Origin of the sequence: Pseudomonas sp. W17, from assembly GCF_040268305.1 — a bacterium.
Lineage (GTDB): Bacteria > Pseudomonadota > Gammaproteobacteria > Pseudomonadales > Pseudomonadaceae > Aquipseudomonas > Aquipseudomonas protegens.
Genome location: NZ_CP158490.1, coordinates 3,618,961 through 3,640,777, shown reverse-complemented (window position 1 = coordinate 3,640,777; position 21,817 = coordinate 3,618,961). Strand labels below are relative to the sequence as shown.

Sequence of the window (21,817 nt, the reverse complement as noted above, 5' to 3'; positions counted from 1 at the left end):
GCGGGTGTCAGTTGGCCGGCGGTTTGCGCGGCGCCCGGGGCTTCTTCGCCGCCGCGGGTTTTTCTCCCGGGGGCACTACCACGGCGGCGGCCGACTTGGCCTTGGGCTTGGCCGCGCTCTTGGCGGCGGGCTTTCCGGTCGCAGGCTTGGCCTTGCCGGCCTTGGGTGGCGTGCTTGGAGCCAGGGCTTCGGCCTCGGCGAGCTTGCGGGCCATGTCCCAGTGCCGGGCTTCCTGGCCCTCTGGCTTACCTTCCGACTCCCAGATCTGATAAGCGAATTCACGAATGCGTTTGTCGTCGGTACTCATCGCAATGCTCCTGGACTGAATTCAAGGTTGAATCAAAAGGTTGAGCGCAAAGTCTTGCAGTGCGGCGCTAAGCATCAGCTCCCTGTGGGGTGTGACTGCCACCGTGGAAAAAAGTCCATTCAGCTTTTGCCCCGAGGCGTCGAACGGTAGCTGCACCCGGGTATCGCCCCACAGCGGCGCCTCGATCAAGGGCATTGCGCGATCCCCCAGCAGGCCGGCGACCTGCACCGGCACTATCACCACTCCCCGTTGTGCACCGTGCTCGCGCATGAACGCCAGGACCCGCCCGGCATGTTGGCCAAGCACCGGCAGCGGCTGGTAGCGGCCCCGGCGAAACAGCTCCGGGTACTGGCCACGCAGGTTCAGGGTGCGGGCGATCAAGGCTTGCTTGATGCGTCCGTCGTGCCACTGGGCCAGCCACTGGCGTGGTTCGCCGCCGCGCTCCAGGGCCGCCTGCCGGGCCGGGTAATCCACCGGCCGGCGGTTATCCGGGTCCACCAGGCTGAAATCCCAGAACTCGTTGCCCTGGTACAGGTCGGGGACCCCAGGCACGGTCATGCGCAGCAAGGTTTGCGCCAGGCTGTTGAGGGCGCCCGCCGGGGCAATGGCCCGGGCCGCCGCGGCAATCGACTGGCGCAATGCCAGGCCCTGGGGCGCCAGCAGCAGGGCCTGGACAAAGGCCTGCACGGCCTCTTCGTATTCTGCGTTGGGCGCCGCCCAGCTGCTTTGCAGCTTGGCCTCGCGCAGGGCCTTGAGCTGCCATTGCCAGATCCTTTGTCCATAGTCTTGCAGGGCCGCCTGATCCTCGGCAGCCAGTTCCAGGGGCCAACTACCCAGCAGGGTCTGGTAAAGGATCAGTTCGTCCCCCGCCGAAGGCGCATCCGCCTGCTGGCGCAGGGGCGCGGCCAGGGTGCGCCAGTGCTCCACCTGGGCGGCATACCAGGGGGCCCGCTCGCTGAGCACTGCCAGGCGCGCGCGGCTGTCCTCGCCCCGTTTGTGGTCGTGGGTGGCGCTGGTCAGCAGGTTGTCGGGGAAGCTGGCCAGGCGTTGCTGGCAGGCCGTGTGGAAGGCGGCGATCGGCGCACTGAACTGTTCGCTGTTGAAGCCCACGTCGTTGCGCGCCAGCAGTACCGCCGAGCGGTAGAAGGCGGTGTCTTCCACGGCCTTGGCCGCGGCGGGCGAAGTCAGTTGCTGGAAACGCACGCAGGCGTGGCGCAGCAGCTTGCGCCCACGGCCCGGTGGCTGCTGGCGCCAGCCCTGGCCGCCGAGCCAGCGCTCCAGGCAGTCGAGCACCGGCCTGTCGGCCTCGCCCAGGCTCTGTCGCGCGCCGTCCAGGGCCTGCTGGAACAACTGCTGGTCCTGCTGCCCGCGGCCACAGGCGCTGATATAGGTGCGGTACACCGGGAAGTGCACGATCAGTTCCTGCAAGGCGCGGCGGATGGCCCCCAGGGTCAGGTCGCGGCTCATCAGGTCCAGGCGCGCCACCTGCAACAGGGCCTGGGCCACGCTTTCAAAATCGCTGGCCAGGGAGCCGTTGAGAATCTGCTGACGGGCCAGCAGTGCCTCTTCGGCGAACGCCGCGGGGCGCTGGCTGTGCCGGCTCCACAGTTCGGCCAGCACCGGCTGGCCTGCAGGGGCCTGCTGCAGCAGCGACAGTTGGTTCATGAACTCATAGCCGGTGCTGCCATCCACGCCCCAGTCGCGGTGCAGGGTTTCCCCGGCGCCGAGGATCTTCTCGACGTAGATCGGCAGGTGCTGGCCCGGGCGCAGGCGGTCGATCCGGCGCCGCAGCTTGCGGCAATAGCTGCGAGGGTCGGCCAGACCGTCGATATGGTCGATGCGCAGGCCGTCCACCAGGCCACGCTGGATCAGCTCGAAGATCTTGCCGTGGGTGGCTTCGAACACCGCCGGGCGCTCGACCCGCAGCCCGCCCAGCTCGTTGACGTCGAAGAAGCGTCGCCAGTTGATGTCGTCGGCGGCGGTGCGCCAGCTGGCCAGGCGATAGCTCTGTTGCTCCAGCAGATGGTGCAGGCGCTGGAAACCTTCGTCGTGGCGTGAGTCGTAGCCTTGCAGGTGGGCGGTGACGGCCTGGTGCAGCGCCGGTTGCTGCAACAGTTGGCCCAGGGCCTGCTGCAGCGGTTGTGCCTGGGCGTGGGCGTCGCCGCTGAAACGCAGGGCGGCAAAGCTGTCGGCCAGGGGCTTGAGGGCCTGGGCGGCATCCGGCGGGCCGGCGAGGCGCAGCAGTTCCCCGAAGTCGGCGGGGCAGATGGGGAAACAGTGTTCATAGTGGCGAACATGGAAACCGCAGCGATCGTCGTCCAGCTGCAGTTGCAGGCTGCCTTCCTGCAAGGCCTGCCCATAGTCGCTGCCGAGGAAGGGCAGCAACAACTGGCCTTCCATCAGCGGGTCCGGGGAATGCCACTGGATATCGAAGAACTCACCGTACGGGCTCAGACGCCCCCATTGCAGCAGGTCCAGCCACCAGGGGTTGTCATTGCCGCCCACCGCCATGTGGTTGGAGACGATATCCAGGATCAGGCCCATGCCGTGCTGGCGCAGGGCATCCACCAGCCGTACCAGGGCCGCCTCGCCCCCCAGCTCGGGGTTGACCCGGGTGGGGTCCACCACGTCGTAGCCGTGCATGGAACCGGCCCGCGCGCAGAGCAGTGGCGAGGCGTAGAGGTGGCTGAGGCCCAGGCCGGCGAAGTAGGGCACCAGGGGCAGCGCATGATCCAGGGTGAAGCCCTGGTGAAATTGCAGGCGCAGGGTGGCCCGTGGCATTGGTGTGGCTGGCGGGCTCATCGGTCACGCTCCAGGGCCTGCTGCCGGGCACAGGCCAGCAGCTCCAGGCGCCGCGCCGCGTCGCTGTCGTCCAGCAGGCGCCGGCTGGCAGTGGCCAGGCGCCGGCGCCAGTTGGGGTGGCTGTCGAGGGTGCCGGGCAGGTTGGCCTGTTCGTCGATGCCCAGGGCGTCCTCCAGGGGCAGCAGCACCAGGGGCGCCCGGGTGTGGCCGAGGAAACGCACGCTGGCGTCTACCACCTGGTCGGCCTCGTGGCTTTCCTCGCGAAAGTTCTGCGGGTCCTGGGCCAGGGCGTGGCGCAGGCCGTTGCGTTCGTGCTGGCGGTGTTCGCGCCAGTGCCGCGCCGCCGCTTCGTCCACCAGGCCCAGGCGCTGGTTCCAGTCGATATCGCGGCCATGCCACCAGCCGTTGAGGGTCGGCAGGTCATGGGTGCTGGTGGTGGCCAGGGCATTGTCCGGCCAGTCGAGGATGGGCTTGAAGTGGCAGCCGTGGTCCTGTTCGAACAAAAGCACACGCATGCCGAGCATGGCCCGGGCGGCAAGTTTTTCCCGCAGCCCGTCGGGCACTGTGCCCAGGTCTTCGCCCAGCACTATGGCCTGGTGGCGATGGGATTCCAGGGTCAGCAGGCGCAGCAGGTCGTCCACCGGGTAATAGAGGTAGGCGCCATCGCTGGGAGGCGCGCCCAGGGGAATCACCCACAGCCGTTGCAGGCCCATCACATGGTCGATGCGCAGGCCCCCGGCATGGGCGAAGTTGGCCCTGAGCATTTCGATGAAGGCGCGGAAACCGTGGCGTTGCAGGCCTTCCGGGGAAAAGGCCGATATCCCCCAGCTCTGGCCCTGGCGGTTGAGGATGTCCGGTGGCGCGCCCACCGTCAGGTTGGCCAGTAACTGCTCCTGCCGGCTCCAGGCCTGGCTGCCGCCGCCGTCGGCGCCCACCGCCAGGTCGGCGATCAGGCCGATGCCCATGCCGCCGCTGCGGGCCGCGCTTTGCGCTCGCTCCAGGCTGCGGGCGATCAGCCACTGGCAAAAGGCATGGAAGCCGATTTCGTCGGCCTGTTCCTCGGCGAAATGAGCCAGGGCCGGGCTGGCTGGATCACGCCACTGCGGCGGCCAGTGACGCCAGTCCAGGTCCTCGCCACGGGCGGCGCGCTGGGCCTGGATGGCTTCGAAGCGGCAGTGGTTTTCCAGGGCCTCGCCGGCTGCCCGGCGGTAGCTGGCGAAGTCCTCGTGCAGCGGGTGCTCGCCCTGGCAGAAGCCTTCATACAGCGCCCGCAGTGCCCGCAACTTGGCCTGGGCCGCCATGGGCCAGTCGATCAGCGGCAACTGTTCCAGGTCCTGCAGTTGTTCGCCCAGGCCACAGGCTTCGATCGCGGTGCGCCAGGCGCGGTCGCCGAGGATCGCGCCAGGGGCGGCATACAGGCTGTTGAGGAACAGCCGGCTGGAAGGCGAATAGGGGCTGTAGCGCAGTGGGTCGCTGCTGAACATGGCGTGCAGCGGGCTGATGGCCAGGGCATCGGCGCCGCGTTCGGCGGCCTGGCGCGCCAGTTCTTCAAGGGCCTGGGTATCGCCGAAGCCATCATCGCCGGGGCGGCGCAGGGCGTACAGTTGCACGCTGAGGCCCCAGGCCCGCGGGGTGGGCTGGTGCACGGCGTCGGCCACGCTGAAGCAGCGTTCGGGGGCCACTGCCAGGACAAAGTGTTCGTCGTCGATACTCACGGCGTGGTAGCCCACCGGAATCGAGCCCGGCAGCCGGCTCTCGGCATCCAGGTCCAGGTGCAGCGGGCTGCCATCCTCCAGCCGCAGGACACAGGCCGTGTGCGGGGGGAAGTAGCGCGCCAGGTCCAGGCTCTGGCCGTGGTCGGCGGTCAGCAGCGGTGGCAGGTGCCGGCTCTGTTGCACCCCTTGCAATTGCAGCAGGCTCTGTTCGACCTGCTGCGGGTCTTCGGCCGGATGCCCCAGGCCGGCCAGGACAGCCCGCAGGACCCGGTCCTCGACCTTCTGGGCACGGCCGTTGGCATCGATCCAGTCCACTGCCAGGCCGGCGCGGCTGGCAAGCAGTTTCAGTTGCGCATCGCTCATAGGCATTCTCCATCTGGGTCGGTCGGGGAAGAGGTGGGGGCCAGCAGCACCAGCACGCTGTAGGCGGGCAGTTGGCCCTGGCACCAGTAGTTGAGGGTGTGCGGCGGGTATTCGAAGCACAGCTGCGGCGCGGCCTCGGCGGCCAGTTCGACCTGGTGCGGGCCGAGGTTGAGGTCGATGCGCAACAGGCTGCCGTCCCCCAGGCGCCAGCGCGCACTCAGGGCGCCCTCGGCCAGTACCTGGCAGCCCAGGGCATGGGCGCCGGGCAGGCGCGGAACCAGCTCGCGGTGGCGGATCTGCAACAGGCTGCGGTACAGCTCGCGGGTGGCCTCGGCCTGTCGGGACTGGGCCCGTGGGCGCGAGGCCTGGAAGGTCGAGGCGGCGTTGGGGTCGGGAATGCGCTGGCGCTGCCCGGCGTCGGCGAAGGCACTGAAGGCGGCGAATTCGTTGCGCCGGCCCTCGCGCACCGCTTCGGCCAACTGGCCCTGATGGCTGGTGAAGAACAGGAATGGTTCCTGGGCGGCTACTTCGTCGCCCATGAACAGCAGCGGAATCATCGGTGACAGCAGCAACAGCACCGTGGCCGCGTGCAGGGCCTGGGTCGGCGCCAGTTGGTTGAGGCGTTCGCCAAAGGCCCGGTTGCCGATCTGGTCATGGTTCTGCAGAAACAGCACAAAGGCGCTGGGCGGCAGGTGCCCGCTGGGTTCGCCGCGGGCCTCGCCATGGCGGTTGGCATGGCCCTGGAAGGCGAAACCCTGGCTCAGGCAGCGGGCCAGTTGCTCAGTGGGCTGCTCGGCGAAGTCGGCGTAGTAGGCGTCGGTTTCGCCGGTCAGCAGCACATGCAGGGCGTTGTGGCCGTCGTCGTTCCACTGTGCGTCGAAGCCTTGTTGCAGCAGGCTGGCCTGATTGAACTCGTTCTCCAGGTTGAGCCACACATGGCGATCGGATGGCACTGCCTGGCGGACCCGCTGCGCCAGTTGCCGCAGGAAATCCGGATCGTCGATGGCGTGCACCGCGTCCAGGCGCAGGCCGTCGAAACGGTACTCCAGTAGCCACATCAGGGCGTTGTCGATAAAGAACTCGCTGACCTGCGGGCGGCGAAAGTCGATGGCAGCGCCCCAGGGGGTGTGCAGGTCCTGGCGAAAGAAGCCCTGGGCGTACTCCTGCAGGTAGTTGCCGTCGGGGCCGAAGTGGTTGTAGACCACATCGAGGATCACTGCCAGGCCCAGGCCATGGGCGGTATCGATCAGCGCGCGCAGCTCGTCGGGCGAACCATAGGAGGCTTCCGGGGCGTAGGGCAACACGCCGTCGTAGCCCCAGTTGCGTTCGCCGGGAAACTCCGCCAGGGGCATCAGCTCGATGGCGGTCACCCCCAGTTCCACCAGGGCCGGCAGGGCTTGCTGCACCGCCTGATAGCCGCCCATGACCCCCACGTGGAGTTCGTAGATCACCGCCTCGTGCCAGGGCCGGCCGCGCCACTGCGGGTGCTGCCATTGATAGCGCTCGGGGTCCACCACCAGGCTTGGCCCGTGGACATCACCGAGCTGGGCCCGGGATGCCGGGTCGGGGACCTGGATCCGCTCGTCGATATTGAAACGGTAGGCGCTGCCCGCGGGGCAGCGCGCCTGGGTCATGAACCAGCCTTCGGGCTGGGGCTGCATGGGCAGCGACTGGCCGTCCGCCAGTTCGACGCTGACGCAGCGCGCATCCGGCGCCCACAGGGCGAACCGGGTGTGCTCGGCATCCAGCAGCCGCGCGCCATGAGTCCAGGTGTGCAGCGTGCTTGAGGGCATCGGTCCTTGCCTCTTACTGTCGGGCGGCCTGTCCCAGGGCCTTGGCCACCAGTTGCTCGTAGAGTTCGGCGTAGGGTTCCACCGCCTTGCACCAGTTGAAGGGCGCGGCCATGGCCCGGCAGCGCATGGCATTGAGCAGCGCCGGGTAGGCGAACACCTTGAAGGCCCGGGTCAGGGCTTCCTGGTAGCTGGCCACGGTGGATTCGTCGAAGAGGAAACCGGTGACGCCATTCTCGATGGTGTCTGCCAGGCCGCCGGTGTTGCGCGCCACCGGCAGCGAGCCGAAGCGCTGGGCATACATCTGGCTCAGGCCGCAGGGCTCGTAGCGCGAGGGCATGAGCAGGAAATCGCTGCCGGCGAACATGCGCCGGGCGTCGGTCTCGTTGAAGCCGATGTGCACCCCGATGCGGCCGGGGAAGCGCCGGGCCAGGGCGCGCATGGACTGTTCTTCCTCCGGCTCGCCGCGGCCGATGATGGCGATCTGGCCGCCGGACTGCACGATGAACTCGGCCACCGCTTCGGTCAGGTCCAGGCCTTTCTGGTAGACCAGCCGCGAGACCACGGCAAACAGTGGGCCGCTGGAGGCGTCGAGGCCGAACATCTGCCGCACATGGGCGGCGTTGGCTGCCTTGCCGTCCCAGTCGCCGATGCTGAAAGGCGTGAGCAGGTGCGCGTCGGTGGCGGCGTCCCAGCTTTCATCGATGCCGTTGGGGATGCCGCTGAGCAGGCCCTGCTGGGTCTTGCTGGCGAGGAAGCCGTCGAGCCCGCAACCGAAGGCCGGGGTGGTGATTTCCTGGGCATAGGTGGCGCTCACCGTGGTGATGTGGCTGGCGTAGGCCATGCCGGCCTTGAGGAACGACAGCTTGCCGTAGAACTCCATGCCTTCCTGTTGCAGGGCATGCTCGGGGATGCCCAGTTCCGGGCACGAGGCCAGGCTGACCACGCCCTGATAGGCCAGGTTATGAATGGTGAACAGGGTCGGCGTGCGTTGCCCGCGCCAGTGCATGTAGGCCGGCGCCAGCCCGGCGGGCCAGTCATGGGCGTGCACCAGGTCGGGGCACCAGTGGATCTGCGCCAGGTTGGCCGCGATGTCGGCGGCGGCCAGCCCCAGGCGGGCGAAGCGGATATGGTTGTCCGGCCAGTCGCGGCCGTTGTTGGCGCCGTAGGGCGTGCCTTCGCGCTCGTAGAGTTCCGGGCAGATCAGCACGTAGATCACCAGGCCGTCGGGCATGTCCATGCGCCCGATCTTGCAGGCCGGCAGTGCCGCGTGGCCACCCAGCTCCCCGATGATGTGGATCGGGTTCTCGCTATGCAGCACCTGGGGGTAGCCGGGGATCAGTACCCGCACATCGTGCAGGTGGGCCATGGCCCTGGGCAGGGCGGCAGAGACGTCGCCCAGGCCGCCGGTCTTCACCAGGTCGGCGATTTCCGAGGTGACGAACAGCACTCGCTTGCGGTTGGGATTGGGCCGCGCCAGCGGCAGCACCGTCTTGTTCCCAGGGACCGGAACCGAGGGGGCGGCGCGGTCGCCGGCCTGCTGTTGAGGGTGATCTCCCTGAGTGTCCAATACGGCGCTGATCATGTGTCTCTCCCGTTTTATTGATCTGTTCTGGTGTCTCGAGCGCCGCGCGTGGCCAATTCCTGTGGCCGGGCGCAAACGCGCCACACGTCGATCAGCCTGCGCTGCTCGAGCGTGGAAGCAGAAAGGGTGGAGGAGCCGTTGCAAGGAATGCACCAGTGGCAGCGACCCTACCTTTAACCTGACCTTGGGCCGAAGCGAAAAGTTTCGACTTTTTCTCGGTGAGTGTGACTGCCCGGTCACAGTGCGAAATTCAGTCTAGGACAGAACCTAGAGCGGTGCCGGGGGAGGTGGGCGTTTCCCGGGGTTGGCAGGGCGGGTGGCGAATGCGTCCCGACGAAAGGTCGGCCATGCACTGCCCGGGAGCGGGGCCGTTGCGGCCCGGGGGCGAAAATGGGGAGGGGCTGCCGGGGGCCGGTGCCGTTGTGGTGCGGCGCCGCCCAAAGAACGGGCACAGGCGGGCTCCTGCGCCCAGCGTCCCTGCGAGCCTGGTCGCCGCCAAGCCTGCGAAAAGCTGCGCAGGACCTTGCCTGGCGATCGCCACGGGGGGCTTTCAGTTGAGCAGGCGGATCGGCTGGCCGGCGTGCCAGGCTTGCAGGTCTTCGATCATCTGGCCGAAGAACTGCTGGTAGTTCTGCCGGCTGACATAGCCGACATGGGGCGTGGCCAGAACATTGGGCAAGCGCCGCAAGGGGTGGTTGGCAGGCAAGGGTTCCTGCTCGAATACATCCAGTGCGGCCCCCGCCAGCCGGCCCTGTTCCAGGGCGGCAATCAGCGCGGCTTCATCGACAATCGGCCCGCGGGCGGTATTGACCAGCAGCGCCCCGGGCTTCATCCACGCCAGGGCCTGGGCGTCCACCAGGCCACGGCTGCGCTCGCTGAGCACCAGGTGCACCGAGAGCACATCGGCCTGTTCGAACAGTTGCTGCTTGTCGACATAGGTCACGCCGGCGGCGGTCGCGCGTTCAGCGGTGAGGTTCTCGCTCCAGGCAATCACCCGCATGCCGAACACCTGGCCGAATTGCGCCACCCGTTGGCCGATGCTGCCCAGGCCGAGAATGCCCAGGGTCTTGCCGTGCAGATCACCCCCCAGGCCCTGTTGCCAATCGCCTGCGCGCAGGGCGCAGGCTTCGCTCAGCAGGTTGCGGCTCAGGGCCATGAGCAGGGCCCAGGTCAGCTCCGGCGCGGCGTGCTTGTAGCTGTCGGTGCCGCACACCTGGATCCCCAGGGCGCTGGCCGCCTTGAGGTCGATGGCGGCGTTGCGCATGCCGCCGGTGAGCAGCAGCTTGAGCTGCGGCAGGCTGCGTAGCAGGGTTTCATCGAACCGGGTGCGCTCGCGCATCACGCAGATCACCTGGAACGGTTGCAGGCGCCGGGCCAGGGTGGCGGGGTCTGCCGGGTAGTCGTGAAGGAAGCTGACCCGGCCGATGCTATCGAGCACCGACCAGTCCACTACCTCGCGCGCTACGTCCTGCCAATCATCGATTACCGCAATCTCTAGTGCCATGTTCGGGCTCCTGGCTCAGGGTTGCTTCAACCAGTCCAGCAGGGCCTGGTGGAAAGGCTCGGGTTGTTCCATTTGCGGTGCGTGGCCCAGCCCCGGGAACTGCACCAGGGTCGAATGGGGGATGCGCTGCGCCACCTGCTTGCCCAGGTCCTGGTAGTGGCCGATGCGCGCCTTGACCTCGGGCGGCGCGATATCGCTGCCGATGGCGGTGGTGTCGGCGGTGCCGATCAGCAGCAGGGTCGGCATCTTCAGGTCCTGGAATTCGTAGTACACCGGCTGGCTGAAGATCATGTCGTAGATCAGCGCCGAGTTCCACGCCACCAGGCGCTTGCCGGGGCCCTGGTTGAGGCCGGCGAGCATGTCCACCCAGCGCTGGTACTCGGCCTTCCAGCGGCCGGCGTAATAGGTCTGCTGCTCGTAGCGGCGGATACCCTCGGCGGTCTGCTTCAGCTCGCGCTGGTACCACTGGTCGACGCTGCGCCAGGGCACGCCCAGGGCTTTCCAGTCTTCCAGGCCGATGGGGTTGACCAGGGCCAGTTGCCGTACCTGATCGGGGTATTGCAGGGCGTAGCGGGTGGCCAGCATGCCACCGGTGGAATGGCCCAGCAGGCTGGCCTGGCTGACGCCAAGTTTGGCCAGCAGTTGATGGGTGTTCTGCGCCAGTTGCTGGAAGCTGTACTGGTAGTGTTCGGGCTTGCTGGAGGTACAGAAGCCGATCTGGTCCGGGACTATCACCCGGTAGCCTGCGGCGCTCAGGGCCTTGATCGAGCCCTCCCAGGTGGCGCCGCAGAAGTTCTTGCCATGCATCAGTACCAGGCTGCGCCCGTTGGCCGGGCTCTGGGGCGGTACATCCATATAGCCCATCTGCAGTGCCTGGCCCTGGGACACAAAGCTGAAATGCTGCAAGGGATAGGGGTAGTCGAAGCCCTGCAGTTCGGGACCGTAGACCGGCCCCTGGGCGGCGAGGGCAGGCAGGGCCAGGGGCAGCAGCAAGGCACTGAGCCAGCGAGGGGTAGCAAGGGGCATAAGGACACTCCGCAAGGTTGCGGGCGATGCTGTAGCCGCCGGATTAGGGCGACGTTAAGCCACAGGCAAACCCTGGGCGTCGGCTTGCCGACAAGGAAGGCCTTGAGGCAGGTGGTTGCGGGGGCGGGCACTTTCGCTGGCAAGCCAGCTCCTGCGCGGTGATGGGGAGCTGCGGGCGCTCAGCCGATCCAGCCCAGGGTCAGCCACGCCAGCACGGCGTAGCGCGCGCCCTTGGCCAGGGTGACCAGCAGCAGGAAGCGCTTGAGGGGTTCGCCCATGACGCCGGCCACCAGGGTCAGCGGATCGCCGATCAGCGGCATCCAGCTCAGCAGGAGCGTCCAGTGGCCATAGCGTTGGTAAGGCCCCCGGGCCCGCTCCAGGTGACGCGAGCTGACCGGAAACCAGCGGCGCTCCTTGTAGTGTTCCAGGCGCTGGCCCAGCCACCAGTTGACCAGCGAGCCCAGGACATTGCCCAGGGTCGCCACCAGCCACAGCCCGAGCACTGCCAGTTGGCTGTTGTGCAGCAACCCCACCAGCAGCGCTTCCGATTGCAGGGGCAGCAGGGTGGCGGCGCCGAACGCCGCCAGGAACAGGCCGAAGTAGGCGCCGAAGATCAACGGGCCGGGTAGTCCGCGACGACCACGTCCTTGCCCTCGCGGGTCAGGCCGATGACCTGGAAGGCATCGGCGCCCATGCCGTCCATTTCCATCCCGGGGGAGCCCATGGGCATGCCCGGGGCGGCGATGCCCAGCAGGTCATCGCGCTTGCGCAGGGCCAGCACCTGTTCGGCCGGCACGTGGCCCTCGACGAACTTGCCGTCGATCACCGCGGTATGGCAGGAGCCCAGGCGCGGGGCGACGCCGAGCCGCTGCTTGACCGCGCTCATGTTGCTTTCCACGTGGTCGGTCACGGCAAAGCCGTTGTCCTGCAGGTGCTCGATCCACTTTTTGCAGCAGCCGCAGTTGGCGTCGCGGTGCACGTCGATGGGAATCAGTTCTCCAGCCTGGGCCAGGGAGCTGATCAGCAGGGCGGACAGGGCCGCCAGACGCAGTGAGGTGTTCATCGAAAGTCTCTTTGTCGCTGATCAATAAGGAAGGGTGGCATGGCCGGCCACCCGCGGTTGCACGCTCGGGGTGGTGCATTTTGCGGTTTTTTTCGCTGGCCGCCGCTGGCTTTTGTTTCAAGGTGATACCAAGGCCGGCCAGCGGTTGTGGCCTTCAGAACCACAGGCGCAGGCCCAGGACCAGGCGCGGGTCGTTGTCCAGCTCGGCCTCGTCCCGGGCGTAGTCGGCGCTGCGGCCGTAGCTGCGGTTCCAGGTCACCCCTATATAGGGAGCGAACTCGCGGCGGATCTCGTAGCGCAGGCGCAGGCCGATCTCGCTGTCCGCCAGGCCTGCGCCCAGGCCCCGTTGCCGGTCATTGCGGCTATAGAGGTTGACCTCGGCGGAGGGCTGGAGGATCAGGCGCTGGGTCAGCAGCAGGTCGTAGTCACCCTTGAGGCGCAAGGCGGCCTGGCCGTCCTCGCCGAGGTAGGCGGTGACCTGGCTTTCAAAGTTGTACAGGGCCATGCCTTGCAGCCCCAGGGCGGCCCAGGTCTGCGGCGTGCCGGGCTTGAAGTCCTGGCGCAGGCCGCCCACCAGGTCCCACCAGGGGCCAATGGCATGGCCCCACAGGGCTTGCAGCTCGGCGTGCTCGGTGACGCCCCGGGTGCGTTCGCCTTCACTGCGCAGCCAGAGCCGGTCGCGGTCGCCACCGACCCAGCCCTCGACCTCCCAGGCGACGCTGCCACCCGGGTCGGCGTCCTGCCATTCCAACTGGTCCACCAGCAGGAAAGTGTTCAGCGACGGGCCGTGGATGTGGCCACCGGGGCCCTGGTAGACCGCCGCCCGGTCGGCATCGGTCAGCACCGGGATCGGTGTGCGGCTTCGTGTGGGGGCTGGCGCCTGCATGCCGGGCATCTGTGAGTGGTCCATGACGCCCATGGCGATCCCGGGCACGCTGGAATGGTCCATGCCCGGCATCGATTCGCCCTGTGCCGGTGCCCAGGGCCAGGCCAGCAGGAGCAGGGCCAGGCCAACGCCGGGCTGCCGGGTGAAGCGGAGGTAATCAAGCTTCATGGTGGCGTTCCTCCTCGACCCGGACTTCGCGGAACATGCCGCTTTCCATGTGGTACAGCAGGTGGCAGTGATAGGCCCAGCGCCCCAGGGCATCGGCGGTGACCCGGTAGCTGCGGCGGGTGCCCGGCGGCATGTCGATGGTGTGCTTGCGCACCTGGAAGCGGCCATGTTCGTCCTCCAGGTCGCTCCACAGCCCGTGCAGGTGGATGGGGTGGGCCATCATGCTGTCGTTCACCAGTTCGATGCGCAGCCGCTCGCCATACCGCAGGCGCAGGGGTTCGGCTTCGGCAAAGGGAATGCCGTCGAAGGACCAGGCGAACTTTTCCATGTGCCCGGTCAGGTGCAGGGTCAGGGTCCGGCTCGGTTCGCGGCCGTCGGGGTCGGCGAAGGTGCTTTTCAGGTCGGCGTAGCGCAGCACCCGGCGGCCGTTGTCGCGCAGGCCGATGCCCGGATCGTTCAGGCGCGGCATGGGGTTCACCGCCTGCATGTCCACCAGGGGGTTGTTGGTTTCCGAGGTCGGGTGGCTGATCGTGGCGTTCATCGCGCCGTGATCCATGGCGGCCATGGCGCCATGGTCCATGCCCGGCATTGCCCCGTGATCCATGGCACCCATGGCCATGTCCGTCATGCTCAGCAGCGGTCGCGGGTCCATGGCTGGTGCCTCGGCCACGAGCCCGGGGGCACTGGCCAGGGTGCCCAGGGCATAGCCGCTGCGGTCCATGGCCTGGGCGAACAAGGCGTGGGCTCCGGCACCGGGTTGCACCAGCACGTCGAAGGTTTCGGCCACGGCAATGCGCAGTTCATCTACGGTCACGGGCACCACGTGCTGGCCGTCGGCGGCGACCACGGTCATCTGCACCCCGGGAATGCGCAGGTCGAAATAGCTCATGGCCGAGGCATTGATCACTCGCAGGCGCAGGCGTTCGCCGGGGCGGAACAGCCCGCACCATGGCTGGCCCGGGGCCTGGCCGTTGAGCAGGAAGGTATAGGTGGCGCCGCTGACATCGGCGAGGTCGGTGGGGGTCATGTTCATCTGCGCCCACATGCTGCGTTCGGCCAGCGTGGCCGCCCAGCCGTCGCGGCCGACGTCCTCGATGAAGTCGCCCAGGGTGCGCTTGTGCTGGTTGTAGTAGTCGGACTGTTTCTTCAGGGTGCGCAGGATCTGCCCCGGCTCCTCGTCGCTCCAGTCCGAGAGCAGCACCACGTAGTCGCGTTCGTAGCTGAAGGGCTCCGGTTCCCGGGCGTCGATCACCAGCGGGCCATACACCCCCAGTTGCTCCTGCAGCCCGGAATGGCTGTGGTACCAGTAGGTGCCGTGCTGCTTGACCGGGAAGCTGTAGCGGTAGAGCCCGCCGGGCTCGATGCCCTCGAAGCTCAGGCCGGGCACGCCGTCCATGTCGGCCGGCAGGATGATCCCGTGCCAGTGGATGGAACTGGGCTGGTCCAGGCGGTTGCGCACCCGCACAGTCACCCGGTCGCCTTCGCGCCAGCGCAGCAGGGGCCCGGGCAGGCTGCCGTTGATGGCCATGGCCTTGCGTGGCCGGCCGCTGAAGTTCACCGACAACTGCTGGATGCACAGGTCGAAGTCGCTGCCGGCCAGGACCTCGGGCTGGCCCGGGCTGCTGACGGCCCAGACCGGGTTGCGCCACAGGCCGAAGCCGGCGAGTACACCACCGGCAGCCAGGGCCTTGACGAAGGTGCGGCGGGAGGGGCTGTGGAACGAGGAGGGGCGCGGCATCGGAGGCTTCCAGTCAGTCAGCGGATTGGAGCGGACTCTAATCGGCGCTGGCTGTCAGGAAACTGAGGTGGGCATTACAGATTTGTCAGTCGTCGGGCTGTTCCAGACGCTGCTTGAGGTTGCCCAGGGCCTGGCTCGAAAGCTGCTCCATGCGTGCTCGCAGGCCACTGAGCTGCAGGTCGGTGGCGTATTCCAGGGTGCGCCGGAACAGTGTGCCGTCGCCCTGCTTGCTCAACTGGTAGTGGATCGAACCGTCCAGCGCGGCGGAACTGAATAGGGTCTTGAACTCCTTGGGAAACACCGCCACCAGCACCCGGTAGCTGATGGGCAACTGCACCCCCAGCAAGTCCATGGTTTCACTGAAGCGGTGGCCGGCGGGCAATGAACCGCACAGGCCGGTATCGGCACGCAGGCTGGAAGGTTGCCACTCCGGCCAGCGGTCCGGCTGCGTCACGTAGTAGTAGACGGTGTCGATACTGGCCTGGATAAACAGTTCGTGGCTGATCTGTTCATGCAACAGATGTGTCTGGCGCTGCCCCATGAGGCACCTCACGTCCTTGTGACCGGAGCCTGAAATATAGCCCCGCCCCGGCGGGCTGCCAGGGGCGGGGGCAGACCGTTCAGCGGACTTTGAAGCGGCTCATCAGGTGGCTGACCTGGGCATTGGCCTGCAACAGGCTCTGGGTGTTACTTTCCCCGGCCCGGGCGCTGTCCACCAGCTCCTCGACCATGTGTCGGATGCTCACCATGCTGCGGTTGATCTCCTCGGTCACAGCGCTCTGCTGTTCGGCGGCGGTGGCGATCTGGGTGCTCAGGCTGTTGATCTGGCTCACCGAGTCGGCCATTTCGTCGAGCCCGCTGTTGACCCGCGCTGTGGCGTCCGCCGCTGACTGGCAGCTGGCCTGGGTGTTTTCCATGGCGCTGACCGAGGAACTCACGCCCTGGGTCAGGCGCGCGAGCATTTCGTTGATCTGCGAGGTGCTGTCCTGGGTCCGCGCGGCCAGGGCCCGCACTTCATCGGCGACCACGGCGAAGCCGCGGCCCTGTTCTCCGGCCCGGGCGGCCTCGATCGCGGCGTTCAGGGCCAGCAGGTTGGTCTGCCCGGCGATGGCGCCGATCACCCCGAGGACCTCGGTGATGCGCTGGGCGTCGGCTTGCATGGCCTCGACCTTGTGGGTGGCATCGGCGACTTCGTCGATCAAGGCGATGACGCTGCCGGAAGCTTCGCCCACCACCACCCGGGAACGTTCTGCGTGTTCGTTGGCGCGGCGGGTGAAGTCTGCGGTCTGGGCGGCGTTGGCGGCAACGCTGTCGGCGGTGCTGCTCATTTCGGTAATGGCGGTCACCGTCTGATCGGTTTCCGAGGCATGGCGCAACAGGATCTGCTGGCTGTGGGCCGAGCTCTGCTGCAACTGCCCCAGGCTCCCGGCCATGGCCTCGGTGGCCTGGGTGACCTCGCCGATCATCTGCTGCAGGTACTGGATAAAGCGGTTCACCGAGTGGCCGATGGCCCCCAGTTCGTCCTCGGCGCGGATCACGATGCGCCGGGTCAGGTCGGCGTCGCCGGTGGCCAGGGCGTCGATATTGCCCTTGAGGATCTTCATACGCTGCACCAGCTGGCGGATCGCATAGACCTGCAGCAACACCAGCAGGATCACCATGGGGATCTGCAACAGGCTCAGGGTGCTCAGCACGTCGTCGCGCTGGGCGGTGATCAGCTGGGTCGGCAGGGCGCTGGCGAGAAACCAGGGCGTGCCTTCGATGGCGCGCATGAAGAAGGTGCTGGGCACCCCGGCGTTGTCGAACTCGACGCGCTGTGCCCCCTGGTCACGCTGCTGCAGGGCGGCCTGGACTTGGGCGGCGAAGGGGGAGCCGGGGCTCAGGTCGCGGATGTTCTTGAGCACGATCGGGCCGTTGATCCGCGAGCTGTTGCTGATGATCTTGCCGTCGGCTTCGACGATCAGCATCTCGGCCTTGAGTGCCTGTTCCTGGCGTGCCACCAGGTCGTTGAAGAAACCCAGGGTCACGTCGATGGTGGCCACGCCCCAGGGCTGGCCGTCGCGGCGGATGGCCATGGCGCAGTTGGTGCGCGGCTCGGCGCTGGCATCGTCCTTGTAGGCCGCAGCCCAGGCGCACTGGCCGGGGGCGGTCTGCATGCCGCCCAGGTACCAGGGCTGCTCGTAGTAGTTGGGCGCCGGGTCGCTGTTCCAGAAGGTGTTGACCACCAGCTTGCCGGAGGCGTCACGGTGCCAGAAGGTGCTGTGTTTGTTGCGCCCCGGGGTGCGCTGGCCGGGCAGGGGCCAGATGCCGCCGCCGAAGACTTTCTGTTCACCGTACTGGTCCACCAGGCCCGGCAGGACCTTGTCGATGCTGTCGCTGTCGAGCAGGGGAATGGTCTGGGTGATGCTGCGTTGCTGGGCCTGGACCTTGTTCAGTTCGCCCTGGATGCGCTGCGCCACTTCGGCGATGCGGTTGAGGGCTACCTGTTCTTCGGTATGACGCAGCTTGGGCGCTACCAGTTGGCTGATGCCCACCACCGTGAGTATCAGCATCAAGACAATGAACAGGACCAGAAACAGCGTGTAGCGGGCTTGAATCGTGCGCAAAGCGGGCATGGGACCTGTCCTTACCGAGCGATTTTTATTATTCGGGAATGCGATGCCTTGTCAGGGCATCCACAGGATGTCGGCGCGGTTTTTCCGCTCTTTAGTACGATCGTCCAAAAAAAGGCATGCCCTGGAAAAAAAACTGCGCCCAGGGATGGTGGGGTAGGGCAAAGGCGCCCGGTCAAGGGCAAGGCCAGGCATGAAAAGATGACGCCTTGATGTGCGGGAAAACTTCCCGGGCCTTTTAAACAGGGCCTTTGCGGTAATTGTGTCGAGTTTGTACAAAAATTGTAAATTCAGGAAATAAAGCGTTGTTGGTGCTTGCCACGGCGTTGATACTTGCGCCCATTCAGATGTTTCAACACGGCTTACATCCTTGTACAGGCACCTTGTCAGAAGTTTCATGGTGCTGAAAAAGGTGATTGGAAGGCCGGACTACAGGAGTTACAGCATGGCAATCGGATACGTCGGCGGATGGACCAGCAAGGCTGGGCTGCTGGTGCAGGAAAGCCCGGGCAGCTCGTCCAAGCCGGTTTCCCAAAGCGCCAAGGTACGGCAGATGCTCAGCCTGGTAGGCCAGAACCCTACCGTGCTCGACATCCGCAAGATGGATCAGTTGAAGCTGCACAAGCAGATCAAGGGTTTCGATCCGACCAACGTCACCGCCAAGTCCCTGGGCGGCATGAGTACCTTTCTCAAGAACAATGGCCTGATTTCCGATGTCACGGCGCTGAACCTGATCAACGCGGGCGATCAGTTCGACCGTTTCGGGATTCCGAAGAACCCCGATCAGCCGTTCAATGCCCTCGAGTATTTCGCCATGAAGCTCGATGACATCCAGAACAACAACCTCAAGGGCAACAAGTACGCCAACTACCTGATCCCCGAGTACAAGAAAGCCATCTATGTACTTCAGGGGCTGCAGAACTATGGCAAGGGCAACGGCACCACGGTGACTGACAAGAACGTCTCCACCAAGGCCTGATCCCCATGGCGCGCACTGCCTGCCGGTGCGCGCCATAGCTGCCTTCAACGCCCCAGCAAGCCCATTACCTCTTCGGCATACCGGGTTCCGGCGGTGGTCTGCGGGCTGAAGATCTGCTCCAGTGACGCCAGTTCCTCGGCGCTCAGCCTCACCTCCAGCGCCGCCACGTTCTCTTCCAGATACCGCCGTTGTTTGGTTCCGGGAATCGGAATCAGGTAATCGCCCTGGGCCAGCACCCAGGCCAGGGCCAGTTGTCCGCTGCTCACCCCCTTGTCCGCCGCCAACTGCTGCACCTGTTGCACCAGGCGCAGGTTGTGCTGGAAGTTTTCGCCCTGGAAACGTGGGTTGAAACGCCGGTAGTCGTCGGCGGCGAAGTCTTCCGGGCTTTTCAGGGCCCCGGTGAGAAACCCCCGGCCCAGCGGGCTGTAGGGCACGAAGGCGATGCCCAGGCGCTGGCAGGCGGCGAGGCAGCCGTTGTCTTCCTGATCCCGGCTCCATAGCGAATATTCACTTTGCAGGGCGCTGATCGGATGCACCTTGTGCGCCCGCTCCAGGGTTGCCGCCGAGGCTTCGCTCAGGCCCAGGTAGCGCACCTTGCCGGCCTGGACCAGCTCGGCCATGGCGCCGACGGTTTCCTCGATAGCAACGTCCGGGTCGACCCGGTGCTGGTAGTACAGGTCCAGGGTGTCCACCCCCAGGCGCCGCAGGCTGCCGTCGATGGCGGCGCGGATGTATTCCGGCCGGCCGTCGACCCCGCGGGCCGCCGGGTTGGCCGGGTCGCGGACAATGCCGAACTTGCTGGCCAGGAACACCTGTTCGCGCTTGCCGCGAATGGCCCGGCCGATCAGCTCTTCGTTGCTGTGGGGGCCGTAGATGTCGGCGGTATCGAGCAGGTTGACGCCCAGTTCCAGGGCCCGATGCAAGGTGGCGACGGCTTCCCGGGGATCGTTGCCGGTGGTGTAGAAATCGCTCATGCCCATGCAGCCCAGGCCAATGGCGGAAACCTGCGGGCCGTCCTGGCCCAGTTGTCGAGTGCGCATCGATGAATGCTCCGGTAAGGGGAAAGAGCCTGCAGTGTGCTACTCGACAAAAAACCGATAAACAGGCTAAAAGCGCTATCACTATTATTAAATTCTAAATAATCGGCAGGTTTGCTCCATGGATCGTTTCAACGCCATGCGCGTCTTTACCCGTATCGTCGAGCTGGGCGGCTTTGCCAAGGCTGCCGACAGTCTGCAGATGCCGCCGGCTTCGGTGACCATTCTGATCAAGCAACTGGAGGCCCATCTGGGGGTGCAGTTGTTGCACCGCACCACCCGCCAGGTCAGCCCGACCCTGGACGGAGCCGCCTATTACCAGCGTTGCGTACGCTTGCTGGCGGACCTGGAGGAGAGTGAGGCGGCGTTCTCCCTGGCCCGGCACAACCCCCGTGGCCTGTTGCGTGTCGATATGCCGGTGGGCATCGGCCGGTTGCTGGTGATACCGGCGCTGCCGGAGTTTTCCGCGCGCTATCGGCAGATCGAACTGGAGATCGGCCTCAATGACCGCCCGGTGGACCTGATCCGCGAGGGCGTGGACTGTGCGCTGCGCGGCGGCCCGGCCCTGGACGAGAGCCTGGTGGCGCGGCCGCTGGCGCAGTTGCAGCAAGTCACCTGTGCCAGCCCCGGGTACCTGCGCCAGCGGGGGGTTCCCCGTACTCCGCAAGAGCTGCAAGGGCATCAGATGGTGGAGTATTTCTCCAATGTCAGCGGCAAGCGTTATGGCCTGGAATTCTTCTTCGCCGGCCAGTTGCAGCCGGTGCAGTTGCCCAAGCGGGTGGCGGTGAACAGCGCCGATGGCTACCTGGCGGCCTGCGAAGCCGGCTACGGGCTGATCCAGACCCCGTACTACCACGTTGCCCGGCAGTTGCAGGACGCGACCCTGCAGCGGGTGCTGGAGGACTACCCGCTGCCTGCATTGCCGCTGACCGCGCTGTACCCGCCCCAGCGGCACCTGTCGACCCGCCTGCGGGTATTCATCGATTGGCTGGTGGAGCTGTTCGCCCGCCCGGGCAATCACATTTCTTGCCCCTGAATGGTCGGGCGCCAGACAGCAAAACGCCCGCGACAAGGCGGGCGCTGGTGGCGAGATCGGGCGGCTCATGGGGCCGATGGGCTGTCCGGATGACTCAGCGGTGATAGTAGCCCGGGCCGCCGTCGTAGTAGCGGTGGTGCCCGCCATCGTGGGGCATGATGATGCAGCCCGACAGGGTCAGCATGGCCAGCAGGGGAATCAGCAGCGTGATTCGACGAAACATGGATCAATCCTCAAAGGGCACGGGGAACACGGCAGGACGACAAGGAAGAAAAAACTCCTTCGCGCCTGTACCATGTGACCCCGATTTGCCCGGCACATCCCCGAATCCGGGTATGTGCTTGGCATCGATCTTGATACACGGCAGATACAATTTCAGCTTCAGGACCCGGCAATGACTCAGAAACAACGCTTGATCTACTCGATTCTGATTTCCCTGGTGGTACTGGGAATCATGCTTGGCCTTTCCTACCTGCAGAACAACGGCATCATCAGCGAGAAGCTGTTCCAGTACATCGCCATTGGCGTGGCGGTGGTCGTGGTGGTGATCAACGGCGTGATGCGCCGCAAGGTCAAGCCCTGAGCCCGGGCTCGACGGCCTCAGGAGAGACCGTCGAGCACCGCTGCGGCCTGCTGGTGCAGGCTGTAGCTCTTGTCTGCATTGAGGGTCAGTACACCCTCGCTGCACAGCCGCTTGAGCACCTCCCGCACACTGAGAAAGGACAGGGGAATATCCAGTTCCAGCAGTTGGCTGTGGATGCCGCGCACCCCCAGGGAGCGGTCGCTCTGGGCCGCGGTGAGCAGGGCGTCGATGACTTTCAGGCGAATCAGGCTGGTACGCAGGCCGAAGCTTTTGAGCAGGTGCTTGATTCGTTCATTACTGTTGCGCTCGGCGTTCTTGCCGAAGACACCGGCGCCGGCATTCAGGGAAGGCGTGCTGTTCACGGTGTTGCCGTCCATTGGCAGTTGCGGGTTGTACATGCAAAAACTCCTTATCAGAGCCTGATCAGGAAAAGAATGATGGATGCTCTAGTAACTAGACGAACGAGCACGGCAAATCATGAAGTCCTGAATGTAGAAAATTTGTCGGTATCAGGTCGCTGACATGTGATGGCGGGGCTTTTGGCCTTTGCGGATTAAATTTTTTTCAAGCATTTCGTCTTTATGGGCAGGCAGGCGTCGGGTGATCCGTGCGCGGCTGGATTC

Annotated in this window: 19 protein-coding genes; 3 read left to right on the top strand and 16 right to left on the bottom strand. The window is 66.1% G+C overall.

Annotated features, from left to right (window positions below; translation table 11 throughout):
* Positions 1-7 precede the first annotated feature (7 nt).
* From ABCR88_RS16780 to ABCR88_RS16720, 13 genes are all read right to left on the bottom strand, one after another.
* Positions 8-307, bottom strand: a complete 300-nt coding sequence (locus tag ABCR88_RS16780; protein WP_015635523.1) for a DUF2934 domain-containing protein — start codon at positions 305-307, stop codon at positions 8-10.
* 21 nt (positions 308-328) lie between these two features.
* The gene (locus ABCR88_RS16775) at positions 329-3,109 is read right to left on the bottom strand and encodes a malto-oligosyltrehalose synthase (protein ID WP_350402753.1); all 2,781 of its coding nucleotides are present in this window, start codon (positions 3,107-3,109) and stop codon (positions 329-331) included.
* Positions 3,106-5,187: a 4-alpha-glucanotransferase gene (gene malQ / locus ABCR88_RS16770; RefSeq protein ID WP_350402752.1), complete on the bottom strand. Its 2,082-nt coding sequence runs from the start codon at positions 5,185-5,187 to the stop codon at positions 3,106-3,108. The genes ABCR88_RS16775 and malQ overlap by 4 nt, the downstream gene beginning before the upstream one ends.
* Positions 5,184-6,980 carry a malto-oligosyltrehalose trehalohydrolase gene (treZ, locus tag ABCR88_RS16765; protein ID WP_350402750.1) on the bottom strand — a complete coding sequence of 599 codons (1,797 nt, stop codon included), beginning with the start codon at positions 6,978-6,980 and terminating at the stop codon, positions 5,184-5,186. The genes malQ and treZ overlap by 4 nt, the downstream gene beginning before the upstream one ends.
* 13 nt (positions 6,981-6,993) lie before the next feature.
* The gene (gene glgA, locus ABCR88_RS16760; protein WP_011061176.1) at positions 6,994-8,562 is read right to left on the bottom strand and encodes a glycogen synthase GlgA; all 1,569 of its coding nucleotides are present in this window, start codon (positions 8,560-8,562) and stop codon (positions 6,994-6,996) included.
* A gap of 550 nt (positions 8,563-9,112) precedes the next feature.
* Positions 9,113-10,066: a D-2-hydroxyacid dehydrogenase family protein gene (locus ABCR88_RS16755; RefSeq protein ID WP_350024099.1), complete on the bottom strand. Its 954-nt coding sequence runs from the start codon at positions 10,064-10,066 to the stop codon at positions 9,113-9,115.
* Positions 10,067-10,081: 15 nt separating this feature from the next.
* On the bottom strand, positions 10,082-11,092 hold the full coding sequence (locus tag ABCR88_RS16750) for an alpha/beta hydrolase (protein ID WP_123430817.1): 1,011 nt from the start codon (positions 11,090-11,092) through the stop codon (positions 10,082-10,084).
* A gap of 179 nt (positions 11,093-11,271) precedes the next feature.
* Positions 11,272-11,709, bottom strand: coding sequence for a YqaA family protein (locus ABCR88_RS16745; RefSeq protein ID WP_015635529.1), 438 nt, complete (start codon positions 11,707-11,709; stop codon positions 11,272-11,274).
* Positions 11,706-12,155: a DUF411 domain-containing protein gene (locus tag ABCR88_RS16740; protein ID WP_015635530.1), complete on the bottom strand. Its 450-nt coding sequence runs from the start codon at positions 12,153-12,155 to the stop codon at positions 11,706-11,708. Before ABCR88_RS16740 ends, ABCR88_RS16745 begins: the two co-directional genes overlap by 4 nt.
* 154 nt (positions 12,156-12,309) lie before the next feature.
* Positions 12,310-13,209 (bottom strand): copper resistance protein B, encoded by a 900-nt coding sequence (locus ABCR88_RS16735; RefSeq protein ID WP_350402748.1) that lies wholly within the window; start codon positions 13,207-13,209, stop codon positions 12,310-12,312.
* Positions 13,199-14,947 (bottom strand): copper resistance system multicopper oxidase, encoded by a 1,749-nt coding sequence (locus tag ABCR88_RS16730; protein WP_350402747.1) that lies wholly within the window; start codon positions 14,945-14,947, stop codon positions 13,199-13,201. Before ABCR88_RS16730 ends, ABCR88_RS16735 begins: the two co-directional genes overlap by 11 nt.
* Before the next feature lie 85 nt (positions 14,948-15,032).
* Complete coding sequence (locus ABCR88_RS16725; protein WP_232642183.1) at positions 15,033-15,488, bottom strand: SRPBCC family protein; 456 nt, start codon at positions 15,486-15,488, stop codon at positions 15,033-15,035.
* Between the two features lie 79 nt (positions 15,489-15,567).
* Complete coding sequence (locus ABCR88_RS16720) at positions 15,568-17,562, bottom strand: methyl-accepting chemotaxis protein (RefSeq protein WP_350402745.1); 1,995 nt, start codon at positions 17,560-17,562, stop codon at positions 15,568-15,570.
* Positions 17,563-18,004: 442 nt separating this feature from the next.
* On the opposite strand from ABCR88_RS16720, the gene ABCR88_RS16715 reads away from it, so the two are divergent.
* A complete protein-coding gene (locus ABCR88_RS16715) occupies positions 18,005-18,538 on the top strand; it encodes a hypothetical protein (protein ID WP_015635535.1) in 534 nt (177 codons plus the stop codon).
* A 44-nt stretch (positions 18,539-18,582) separates the two neighbouring features.
* On the opposite strand, the gene ABCR88_RS16710 is transcribed toward ABCR88_RS16715, so the two are convergent.
* Entirely contained in the window at positions 18,583-19,578 is a 996-nt protein-coding gene (locus ABCR88_RS16710; RefSeq protein ID WP_011061186.1) for an aldo/keto reductase, read from the bottom strand.
* Positions 19,579-19,696: 118 nt separating this feature from the next.
* On the opposite strand from ABCR88_RS16710, the gene ABCR88_RS16705 reads away from it, so the two are divergent.
* Positions 19,697-20,611: a LysR family transcriptional regulator gene (locus ABCR88_RS16705; protein ID WP_174394743.1), complete on the top strand. Its 915-nt coding sequence runs from the start codon at positions 19,697-19,699 to the stop codon at positions 20,609-20,611.
* A 94-nt stretch (positions 20,612-20,705) separates the two neighbouring features.
* Here the strand turns inward: ABCR88_RS16705 and ABCR88_RS16700 are convergent, their stop codons facing one another.
* Complete coding sequence (locus ABCR88_RS16700) at positions 20,706-20,834, bottom strand: hypothetical protein (RefSeq protein WP_011061188.1); 129 nt, start codon at positions 20,832-20,834, stop codon at positions 20,706-20,708.
* 171 nt (positions 20,835-21,005) lie between these two features.
* On the opposite strand from ABCR88_RS16700, the gene ABCR88_RS16695 reads away from it, so the two are divergent.
* Positions 21,006-21,194, top strand: a complete 189-nt coding sequence (locus ABCR88_RS16695) for a hypothetical protein (RefSeq protein WP_015635538.1) — start codon at positions 21,006-21,008, stop codon at positions 21,192-21,194.
* 17 nt (positions 21,195-21,211) lie between these two features.
* Here ABCR88_RS16695 and ABCR88_RS16690 read toward each other — a convergent pair whose 3' ends face one another.
* On the bottom strand, positions 21,212-21,592 hold the full coding sequence (locus ABCR88_RS16690) for a hypothetical protein (RefSeq protein ID WP_011061190.1): 381 nt from the start codon (positions 21,590-21,592) through the stop codon (positions 21,212-21,214).
* Positions 21,593-21,817 lie beyond the last annotated feature (225 nt).